This is a genomic window from Streptomyces sp. NPDC057271 (assembly GCF_042668715.1).
Taxonomy (GTDB): Bacteria; Actinomycetota; Actinomycetes; order Streptomycetales; family Streptomycetaceae; genus Streptomyces.
In genome coordinates, this window is record NZ_JBHUYJ010000096.1 from 21579 (window position 1) to 30745 (window position 9167).

Annotated in this window: 11 protein-coding genes and 1 pseudogene; 6 read left to right on the forward strand and 6 right to left on the reverse strand. The window is 71.6% G+C overall.

The window, feature by feature from the left end; genetic code table 11:
• Window positions 1–9 precede the first annotated feature (9 nt).
• Both ACFUJR_RS31220 and dapE read right to left on the reverse strand, forming a co-directional pair.
• On the reverse strand, window positions 10–759 hold the full coding sequence (locus ACFUJR_RS31220; protein ID WP_383172415.1) for a TIGR00730 family Rossman fold protein: 750 nt from the start codon (window positions 757–759) through the stop codon (window positions 10–12).
• 84 nt (window positions 760–843) lie between these two features.
• Complete coding sequence (gene dapE, locus ACFUJR_RS31225) at window positions 844–1926, reverse strand: succinyl-diaminopimelate desuccinylase (protein WP_383172413.1); 1083 nt, start codon at window positions 1924–1926, stop codon at window positions 844–846.
• Between the two features lie 38 nt (window positions 1927–1964).
• Here dapE and ACFUJR_RS31230 point away from each other — a divergent pair, with 38 nt between their 5' ends.
• Together ACFUJR_RS31230 and ACFUJR_RS31235 are read left to right on the forward strand one after the other, a co-directional pair.
• On the forward strand, window positions 1965–2885 hold the full coding sequence (locus tag ACFUJR_RS31230) for a hypothetical protein (protein WP_383172411.1): 921 nt from the start codon (window positions 1965–1967) through the stop codon (window positions 2883–2885).
• 318 nt (window positions 2886–3203) lie between these two features.
• Window positions 3204–3635, forward strand: a complete 432-nt coding sequence (locus ACFUJR_RS31235) for an ATP-binding protein (protein WP_383172409.1) — start codon at window positions 3204–3206, stop codon at window positions 3633–3635.
• Window positions 3636–3720: 85 nt separating this feature from the next.
• Here the strand turns inward: ACFUJR_RS31235 and ACFUJR_RS31240 are convergent, their stop codons facing one another.
• Window positions 3721–4830, reverse strand: a complete 1110-nt coding sequence (locus tag ACFUJR_RS31240) for a bifunctional succinyldiaminopimelate transaminase/glutamate-prephenate aminotransferase (protein WP_383172407.1) — start codon at window positions 4828–4830, stop codon at window positions 3721–3723.
• Between the two features lie 83 nt (window positions 4831–4913).
• Complete coding sequence (gene fdxA / locus ACFUJR_RS31245; RefSeq protein ID WP_003985062.1) at window positions 4914–5234, reverse strand: ferredoxin; 321 nt, start codon at window positions 5232–5234, stop codon at window positions 4914–4916.
• A 112-nt stretch (window positions 5235–5346) separates the two neighbouring features.
• Here fdxA and ACFUJR_RS31250 point away from each other — a divergent pair, with 112 nt between their 5' ends.
• From ACFUJR_RS31250 to ACFUJR_RS31260, 3 genes and pseudogenes are all read left to right on the forward strand, one after another.
• Window positions 5347–6348: a GNAT family N-acetyltransferase gene (locus tag ACFUJR_RS31250; RefSeq protein WP_383172405.1), complete on the forward strand. Its 1002-nt coding sequence runs from the start codon at window positions 5347–5349 to the stop codon at window positions 6346–6348.
• Window positions 6345–7190, forward strand: a complete 846-nt coding sequence (locus tag ACFUJR_RS31255) for a tetratricopeptide repeat protein (RefSeq protein WP_383172403.1) — start codon at window positions 6345–6347, stop codon at window positions 7188–7190. The genes ACFUJR_RS31250 and ACFUJR_RS31255 overlap by 4 nt, the downstream gene beginning before the upstream one ends.
• Before the next feature lie 61 nt (window positions 7191–7251).
• Window positions 7252–7479 (forward strand): annotated as a pseudogene (locus tag ACFUJR_RS31260) (VOC family protein); the annotation flags it as partial.
• Between the two features lie 11 nt (window positions 7480–7490).
• Here the strand turns inward: ACFUJR_RS31260 and ACFUJR_RS31265 are convergent.
• A complete protein-coding gene (locus ACFUJR_RS31265; RefSeq protein WP_383172401.1) occupies window positions 7491–8429 on the reverse strand; it encodes a MerR family transcriptional regulator in 939 nt (312 codons plus the stop codon).
• Window positions 8430–8490: 61 nt separating this feature from the next.
• On the opposite strand from ACFUJR_RS31265, the gene ACFUJR_RS31270 reads away from it, so the two are divergent.
• A complete protein-coding gene (locus ACFUJR_RS31270) occupies window positions 8491–8583 on the forward strand; it encodes a MerR family DNA-binding transcriptional regulator (protein ID WP_383172454.1) in 93 nt (30 codons plus the stop codon).
• Window positions 8584–8679: 96 nt separating this feature from the next.
• Here ACFUJR_RS31270 and tnpA read toward each other — a convergent pair whose 3' ends face one another.
• Entirely contained in the window at window positions 8680–9108 is a 429-nt protein-coding gene (tnpA, locus tag ACFUJR_RS31275) for an IS200/IS605 family transposase (protein ID WP_266991251.1), read from the reverse strand.
• Between the last annotated feature and the right edge of the window lie 59 nt (window positions 9109–9167).

Below are 9167 nucleotides of genomic sequence, written 5' to 3' on the forward strand. Positions count from 1 at the left end.
TCGTCTCTCCTACCGGCTCGTCTCCTTGGACACCAGGGCCACCGCCTCGTCCACGTCGTCCGTCACGTGGAAGAGCAGAAGGTCCCGCTCGGAGGCCTTGCCTCCCGCGACCACCGAGTCACGGAGCCAGTCGACGAGGCCCTTCCAGTACTCCGTGCCGAAGAGCACGATCGGGAAGCGGGTCACCTTGCGGGTCTGGACCAGGGTGAGCGCCTCGAAGAGCTCGTCCAGGGTGCCGAGGCCGCCCGGGAGGACCACGAAGCCCTGGGCGTACTTCACGAACATCGTCTTGCGGACGAAGAAGTAGCGGAAGTTCACGCCGATGTCGACGTGCGGGTTGAGCCCCTGCTCGAAGGGGAGCTCGATCCCGAGGCCCACCGAGACGCCCTGGGCCTCCCGCGCACCCTTGTTCGCCGCCTCCATCGCGCCCGGACCGCCGCCCGTGATCACCGCGAAGCCGGCCTCGACCAGCGCGCGCCCGAGCCGTACGCCCGCCTCGTACTCCGGCGAGTCCGGCAACGTGCGGGCCGAGCCGAAGACGCTGATCGCGCTCGGCAGTTCGGCGAGCGCGCCGAAGCCCTCCACGAACTCGGACTGGATGCGCATGACCCGCCAGGGGTCCGTGTGCACCCACTCCGAGTCGCCCTCGCTGTCCAGCAGACGCTGATCGGTGGTGCCGGACTGGACCTGATCCCGACGCCTCAGCACCGGACCCAACCGCTGCTCCTCCGGCTTCGACCCTCCCTCGGGGACACCCATGGTCTGCTCCCTCCGCCGATCCTCTGATCTTCTGATTCGGTCAGGGTAGGTCCACGGACGTGACAAATGGCCGAATGGCGGCTGTCACGCGGTGAGCCAGTCGCGGAGACGTTCCTCGCACTGGACGATCCGCTCGACGACGACGTGCTCGTCCACCTTGTGCGCGTAGATCGGGTCTCCGGGCCCGTAGTTGACGGCGGGGACGCCGAGGGCGCTGAAGCGTGCCACGTCGGTCCAGCCGAACTTGGGGTGGGCCGTGCCGCCGACCGCCTTCATGAACGCCTCGGCGGCCGGGTGGGAGAGGCCGGGCAGGGCGCCTCCGCTGTGGTCGTCGACGACGAACTCGGTGACGCCGCAGTCGGCGAAGACCTCGCGGACGTGCGCCTCGGCCTCCTCCGGGGTGAGGTCGGGCGCGTAGCGGTAGTTGACGACGACGGTGCAGGCGTCGGGGATGACGTTGTTGGCGACGCCGGCCTCGATCCGTACCGCGTTGAGGCCCTCGTGGTACTCCAGGCCGTCGATGACCGGCCTGCGCGGCTCGTACGCGGCGAGGCGGGCGAGGATCGGGGCCGCGGCGTGGATGGCGTTGGAGCCCATCCAGGAGCGCGCGGAATGGGCACGCTCGCCCTCCGTGCGCAGGAGGACGCGGAGCGTGCCCTGGCAGCCGCCCTCGACCTCGGCGTTCGACCCTTCGAGGAGGACCGCGAAGTCGCCCTCCAGCCAGTCCGGGTGTGCCTCGGCGACCTTCCCGAGGCCGTTGAGGTGGGCGGCGACCTCCTCCTGGTCGTAGAAGACGAAGGTGAGGTCGCGGTTGGGCTCGGGGACGGTGGCGGCGATCCTGAGCTGGACGGCGACGCCCGACTTCATGTCGGAGGTGCCGCAGCCCCACAGGATGCCGTTCTCGTCGAGCCGCGAGGGCACGTTATCGGCGATCGGCACCGTGTCGATGTGTCCGGCGAGGATCACGCGCTCCCCGTGGCCGAGTCGGGTGCGGGCGACGACGTTGTTGCCGTACCGGTCGACGGTGAGGTGCGACAGGGGTCGCAGCGCCTGCTCGATCGCGTCGGCGAGCGGCTTCTCGGTCCCGCTGACCGAGGGGAAGTCGACGAGCGCGGCGGTGAGCGCGGGGCCGTCCAGCGTGAGGTCGAGGGGAGCGTTGTCAGCCATGTGCCGACCCTAACCCGGCCTCCAGTACGGTGGGCCCCGTGTCCGAGCCCAGCCGTTCCCCCCGCACCCCCCGTAAAGGCCGTGCCGCCAGGTTCACGGCCGCCTTCGTCGCGCTCTGCGGTCTGATCGCCTACGTGGCCGTGCACCAGTCGACGGGCTCCAAGGGCGCCCCCCGGTGCACCGTCGGCAGTGGCCAGAACACGTACGAGTTCACCCTGGAGCAGGCGTCGAACGCCGCGACCGTCTCGGCCGTGGGCACCACGCGCCGGATGCCGGAGCGCGCGGTCACGATCGCTCTGGCGACGGCGCTCCAGGAGTCCGCGCTGCGCAACATCCGGTACGGCGACCGGGACTCCCTCGGGCTGTTCCAGCAGCGCCCGTCCATGGGCTGGGGGACGCCGGAGCAGATCATGGATCCGGTGTACTCCTCGGGGAAGTTCTACGAAGGTCTCGCGGAGGTTCCCGGCTATTCGCGGCTCCCGCTGACCGTGGCGGCGCAGAAGGTGCAGCGCAGCGGCTTCCCGCAGGCGTACGCGAAGCACGAGCCGGACGCGACGCTCCTCTCGGCCGCGCTGACGGGCCGCTCGGCCGCCGCCCTCCGCTGTATGACGGACCCGGCACGGGACGGCGCCGCGGGCGATCCGGCGAAGCTGAGGGCGGAGCTGGTACGGGCCTTCGGCGAGAAGGCGGCGCCCCGGACGACGGCGGGCGGCAGCGCGAGGACGAGCGTCGGCTCCTCCTCCGCCGTGGTGACCGTGCCGGTCCTCGCGACCACCGGGTCCGACGTCCGGCGCGGCTGGGAGCTCGCGCACTGGGCCGTGGCGCGCGCGGAGGATCTGCGGATCGTGGAAGTGGCGTACGCGGACAAGGTCTGGCGGGCGGGCGACTCGGCGGGCGCGTGGACGAGGACGGCCGACGCGGCCGGTGAAGGAACGGTTCGCATCCGGCTCGCGCGCTAGGGAGCGTCGTCAAAGTAGCGCCGCCGGGCTGACGGGACTTTGACGACACGACCTAGCCGGACGCCCGTACGGGGCGTCACCCGACCGGGTATTCGCCGACGGACGTCGCCAACCACCTGCGCTCACCCCCTCGCCTCCCTTGCCCCGCAAGGGAAGTGACGGTTCAGCAGGGGTTGGATCTTCGGCGCCTTCGTCCGCTTTCCTCCCCACCCGATAATGCGATGCATTGCGGAGCCTTTACCTTCGGCCGCCGCAACCTCCCCCTCCCTCGCCTCGGTTGTCACGGCGTCAGCACGTCGTCTTCGTCGAAGGAGCACCATGTCCCTCCCCCTGACCCGTCGGATCGCCCGCGCCGCCCTTCTCGTCGCGGCCGGAGCAGCCCCCGTGGTCGGTGCGGCCGGCTCCGCGAGCGCCATGGACCACGGCATCGCGCCCACCGGCGCGCTCTCCGGCATCAGCTCGCTGGACGGCGCCGGTGTCGGCAACGCCGTGGACGGCGCCTCGCAGACTGCCACCGGTGTCGTCGGCGACACCGGTGGCAAGGCCGTCGACAAGGCCGTCCCGGCCGCGGGCAAGACCGTGGGCTCGGCGGGCAGGACCGCCACGCCGGCCGCGCAGCAGGTCGCGGGCGACACCGCGGGCAGCGCGGGCGAGGTCCTCGGAGAGACCGCCCCGTCGGCGGGCGGCCTCGGCAAGACCCTGCCGACCGGCGGTGTGCCCTCGCTGGGCGGTCTGCCGATCGGCGGCTGAACCCCCGTCCGGTTCTCCATCACCGGTACGGGAAAGGGCCCGGGGAGCGTCACGCTCCCCGGGCCCTTCCACGTTCGTGCGGCGATCAGCCCAGGCGCTTGACCGCGGCCTCGACGCGCTCGTCCGTGGCCGTGAAGGCCACCCGGACGAACCGCTCCCCCGCCGTCCCGTAGAAGTCGCCGGGCGCGACCAGAATGCCCTTCCCGGCCAGGTACTCCACCGTCTGCCAGCACGGCTCGTCGCGGGTCGCCCACAGGTAGAGGCTCGCCTCGCTGTGCTCGATCCGGAAGCCGTGCGCCTCCAGCGCCGTCCGCAGCGCGGAGCGCCGGGCCGCGTACCTCTCCCGCTGCTCGGCGACGTGGCGGTCGTCGCCCAGGGCGGCGACCGTGGCGGCCTGCACCGGGGCCGCCGTCATCATCCCGCCGTGCTTGCGGATCAGGAGCAGCTCGCCGAGGACGGCCGCGTCGCCCGCGGCGAACGCGGCGCGGTAGCCGGCCAGGTTGGAGCGCTTGGAGAGCGAGTGGACGGCGACGATCCCCTCGTACGAGCCGCCGCAGACGTCCGGGTGCAGCACGGAGACCGGGTCGGCCTCCCAGCCCAGCTCCAGGTAGCACTCGTCGGAGAAGACGAGGATGCCGTGCTCACGGGCCCAGGCCACGATCCGGGTCAGCTCGTCCTTGCCGAGGACCTTGCCGGTCGGGTTGGACGGCGAGTTGAGCCAGAGCAGCTTGACCGCGGCCGGGTCGAGGTCGGTCGTCGGGTCGTCGTAGACGACGGGCTCCGCGCCGCAGAGCCGCGCGCCGACCTCGTACGTCGGGTAGGCGAGGCGCGGGTAGGCGACCTGGTCCCCGGCGCCGAGGCCGAGCTGGGTGGGCAGCCAGGCCACCAGCTCCTTGGAGCCGACGACCGGCAGCACGTTGTGGTGGGTGAGCGCGACCGCGCCGAGGCGCCGCTCGCACCAGCCGGTGAGCGCGTCCCGCAGCTCGGTGGTGCCCCAGACCGTGGGATAGCCGGGCGAGTCCGCCGCCGCGACCAGCGCGCGCCGGATCAGCTCCGGCACAGGGTCGACCGGCGTGCCGACGGACAGGTCCACGATGCCGTCGGGGTGGGCGACCGCCGTCTTCTTGTACGGCTCCAGCTTGTCCCAGGGGAAGACGGGCAGGCGCGAGGAGACTGCGCCCGAGACTGCGCTCACGAGTTGGCTCACTTCGTCGTACGTACGGGAAACGCGTCGGTCCCGTACAGCGGGCGAGGCCGTACGGGACCGGGGGCGGTATCTCAGCCGTTCTGCGGCGGCAGAGCGGCGATGAAGGGGTGGTCGCGCTCGATCAGGCCGAGCTTGGAGGCACCACCGGGCGAACCGAGCTCGTCGAAGAACTCGACGTTCGCCTTGTAGTAGTCCTTCCACTCCTCCGGGGTGTCGTCCTCGTAGAAGATGGCCTCGACCGGGCACACCGGCTCACAAGCACCACAGTCGACGCATTCGTCCGGGTGGATGTACAAGGACCGGGAGCCCTCGTAGATGCAGTCGACGGGGCACTCCTCGATGCATGCCTTGTCCTTGACGTCGACACAAGGCTGCGCGATGACGTAGGTCACGCTGTCGTTCCTCCTCGGTAGGGCTGGTCTGCGCGGGAGCGCGGCGTCGTCGATGCCCGCCCCTAGTATCTCCGTTCTTGGGGTCGATCCGAACAGGAGGGGCGGAGAAGCTGTGGAATTCACCGCAGGAGGGCGCCTTGAGGTACGTATTACCCGCGCTGACGTGGGAAAACGTGTCTCAGTTCGGTATGTGACGGATGCGGGTGACCTCAGTGGAAAATTCACTGACGCGGTTGGAGTTCTCACATCCTGGGCCCATGATGTGCTCTTGATCACACGCCGGACCGGTGAGACCGTCCGGATCGCGGAATCCACCCTCGTCGCCGGCAAGGTCGTGCCGGCCGCTCCGGCCCGCAGGCGCGGCCCCGCAGCCTCCTTCGCGGAGCTGGCGCGGGCGACGGCGCGCGGCTGGCAGCCGGTGGAGAGCGAGCCGCTGGGCGAGTGGACGCTTCGGGCGGCGGGCGGCTTCACCCGCCGCGCGAATTCGGTGCTGCCGCTCGGCGACCCCGGCCTTCCGCTGGACGAGGCGCTCGCGCGGGTGCGCGACTGGTACCGGAAGCGCGACCTCCCCGCGTACGTGCAGACGGCGACCGGCGCCGAGGGCACGCAGGAGCTGCTCTGCGCCGACCTGGAGCGGCGCGGCTGGCGGTCGGAGGTCTCGGCGGAGGTGCGGATCGGGGGGCTCGCCCCGGTCGGCGACCTGGACGCGGACGTGTCGCGCGTCCGGCTCACGCGGAGCGTGGACGACGCCTGGCTCCGTCGCTACAACAGGTCCGGTGCGGTCGGGCCCCATGTACGAAGCGTCCTGGCCGGCGGCCCGAGTGTGTGGTTCGCGTCCGTACCGGGCACGGAAGACATACCGGCGGCGATCGGACGGTGTGTGGTCGACGGCCGCTGGGCCGGGTTCATGGCGGTGGAGGTCGACCCCGCGCAGCGGCGTCGGGGCCTGGCCACGGCCGTGATGGCGGCGCTCGCCCGGCAGGCGCTCGACGAGGGCGCGTCGGCGGCCTGGCTGCAGGTGGAGGCGGAGAACGACGGAGCTCGGTCGCTGTACGCGGGGATGGGCTTCGCGGTCCATCACCACTACCACCACTACCGGCCGACCGAGGCGTGAGCGAGGTGACCGACGTGACCGGCGCGAGCGAGTGGCGGCGCGAGTTCGCGGAGGAGGCGCGTTCGCGGCGCCCGGACCTCGCGAGGCTCTGCCTCCTGATCGGGGCGGTCGCGGACGAGTCGGCGACCTCGGCGGACCTCGACGCGGCGGAGATCGAGCTGGACCGGCTGGCCGGGGAGCTGCCGTACGGCCTGCGTGAGCCGGACGACTGGGTGGCCGCGCTGGCCCGGCTGCTCGGCGGACGGTACGGCTTCCAGGGCGTCCCCTCGGACTACCAGCGGCTGGAGTCCTCGCTGCTGCACGAGGTCCTGAAGCGCCGGCGCGGTCTGCCGATCCTCCTGTCCGTGCTCTGGATGGAGGTCGCCCGCCGGGCGGGCGCGCCGGTGTACGGCCTCGGACTGCCGGGGCACTTCGTGGTGGGCTTCGGCAACCCGTCGGCGCAGGTCTTCGCGGACCCGTTCGCGGGCGGCCGGCCGATGACGGGCATGGACGCCGAACTGCTGGTGGCGGGCGCCACGGGCGAGCCCCTCGAACCGTCGATGCTGCGCCCCGCGGACCCGCTGGAGATCGTCCTGCGCATCCTGAACAACATCCGGGCCTGGGCGGCGCCCCGCCCGGAGCGCTCCGGCGTGGCGCTGTGGGCCGTGGAGCTGTCCCTGCTCCTCCCCGCCCACCCGGCCAGGCTGCGCTACGAGCACGCGGAGCTGCTGGTGCAGCGGGGCGAGTTCCAGGCGGGGGCGGCGGAGATGGAGGCGTACGCCTCGGTGGTCGACGCGGTCGAACCAAGCGCCGCGGCGTCGATCCGGAACCGGGCGCAGGCGGCGCGGGCGCTGCTGAACTAGGACGGTCCGCGGGATGTCGGCGCTCGGTATCTCGCGCCAGGCGGTGTCCCAGCACCTCGCCGTGCTGGAGGCGGCCGGCCACCCGGCCGTCAAGGCCTACCGTGACGCGCTCGTCGGCGACGGCATCCCGCTCGCCCAGTTCGCCGTCGACGACGTCCACGCGGAACACGCGCGCCTGACCACCCTGGGCGTCCGCTTCGTCCAGGAGCCCCTGGAGATGGGCCCCGTCACCACGGCGGTCCTCGACGACACCTGCGGCAACCTGATCCAGCTCGCGACGAAGCCGTAGGGCACGGGCCGTCACCCCGCGCGCCGCACCGACAACGCCCGCAGGAACCAGGCGACGGCCGGGGTCACCGTCTCCGGGGGCGGCCAGGCGTTGATGCGGGCGAGAAGCTGCAGGTAGCGGATGCGGCGGGGGTCGGTCGCGGCTCTCAGGTACGCGGGGAGGTCGTCCGGGCACGCGGGGTGCGCGGTGACGTGGTCGACGATCGACCGGGCCTCCGGCGAGGCGGGGTCGAGCGCGAGGTCGGCCTTCTCGCGGACCACGGCCACGATGTGGGGGCGAGGGGGCGCGAAGCCCCCGCCCCGGGCGGCCGAGAGCCGCTCGGCCAGCCGTCGCGCGTCGGCCACGAACCCCTGGTCCTGCATCAGTTCCGCCAGCTCCACCCACGCGGCGACCTGTGCGTCGTCGGGATCGTCGGGCAGAACGGGCGTCATCGAGCGGACGACACCCGGGTCCAGGCCGCGGTAGGCGGCGTCCAGGAACTCCGCGATCAGACGGTCGCGTTCGGCGGCGGACAGTCGCGCCAGCTTGTGCATGAGATCCAGCTCCTCCGGAGTCGGCCCCCGCCCGGCCACCGCCGTCAGCACCGCGCGCCGCAGCCTCAGCGTGCGGATCTGCACCTCGAGCGCCTCCGCGTGCGCGGCGGCCACCTCGGCGAGCGAGACCTCCCGGTCCACGACCTTCCGGATGGCGGGAAGCCCGAGCCCGAGGTCGCGCAGCGTCCGTACGATGTCGAGGCGTGCGACGGCGTCGCGGCCGTAGAAGGGCGGGTAGATCGTGACGCGCGGCGGCAGCGGCCTGCCGAGGATCTGCGCGAACAGTTCCGCCTTGCCCGCCTCGTCCTCGAACGGCAGGACGTTCAGGCGGGAGGTGAGCTCGGTGACCCGCAGAACCCTGTCGGCCATGGCCCGGAACTCGGCGCTGTGGATGCGCATGAGACGGTCGCTGGACATGGGGGCCAAGGTACCGACACCGGTCGACGGCCTTGCGTCTCCCCCAAGGGGAGGTCCCAGAGTGGGCGGCATGGACGGCGACACGCTCTTCTCCATCGGTGAACTGGCGCGGCGGACCGGTGTGACGGTCAAGGCCGTGCGGTTCTACCTCTGATCTTGGCCAGTGCTCCGCCCTTCAGGGCGGGGGTGAAGGCCATCCTTGGACCGGAGGCGCGGAGCGCCGGAGTGCTCTGTGTCTCCGGGGTGACGGTCAGACGGGGCGCTGCTGGTTTTCGATGTACTGCTTGACAACGGTCAGGGGTGCCCCGCCGCACGATCCGGCGAAGTAGGAACCGGACCAGAAGTGTCCGCCCCACAGGTACCGGCGGACGTGGCTGTCGTACTCCTGGCGGAGCCTGCGGGAGCTGACGCCCTTGAGGGAGTTGACCAGCTTGGAGAGCTGGACTTTGGGCGGGTAGTGCACCAGCAGGTGCACGTGGTCCTGTTCGCCGTTGAACTGCTTCAGCTCGGCCTCGAAGTCGGCGCAGACCTCCCGCATGATCTCTTCGGTGCGGGTCAGCATGGCGTCGGTGAACGCCTTCCGCCTGTACTTGGTGACGAAAACCAAGTGAACGTGCAGGTTGTAGACAACATGGCGACCGGTTCTGACATCGGGATTAGGGTTCCAGCGCGGTGACATAAACCAATGCTAGGCTCTCGATTGTGAGTCAAGGCACCCTGGTCAAGCGGCAGTTCGGG

Coding starts and splice junctions, on each gene's coding strand:
- ACFUJR_RS31220 (WP_383172415.1), bottom strand. CDS start 759: ATGGGTGTCCCCGAGGGAGGGTCGAAGCCGGAGGAGCAGCGGTTGGGT.
- dapE (WP_383172413.1), bottom strand. CDS start 1,926: ATGGCTGACAACGCTCCCCTCGACCTCACGCTGGACGGCCCCGCGCTC.
- ACFUJR_RS31235 (WP_383172409.1), top strand. CDS start 3,204: ATGTCCCTCCCCCTGACCCGTCGGATCGCCCGCGCCGCCCTTCTCGTC.
- ACFUJR_RS31265 (WP_383172401.1), bottom strand. CDS start 8,429: ATGTCCAGCGACCGTCTCATGCGCATCCACAGCGCCGAGTTCCGGGCC.
- tnpA (WP_266991251.1), bottom strand. CDS start 9,108: ATGTCACCGCGCTGGAACCCTAATCCCGATGTCAGAACCGGTCGCCAT.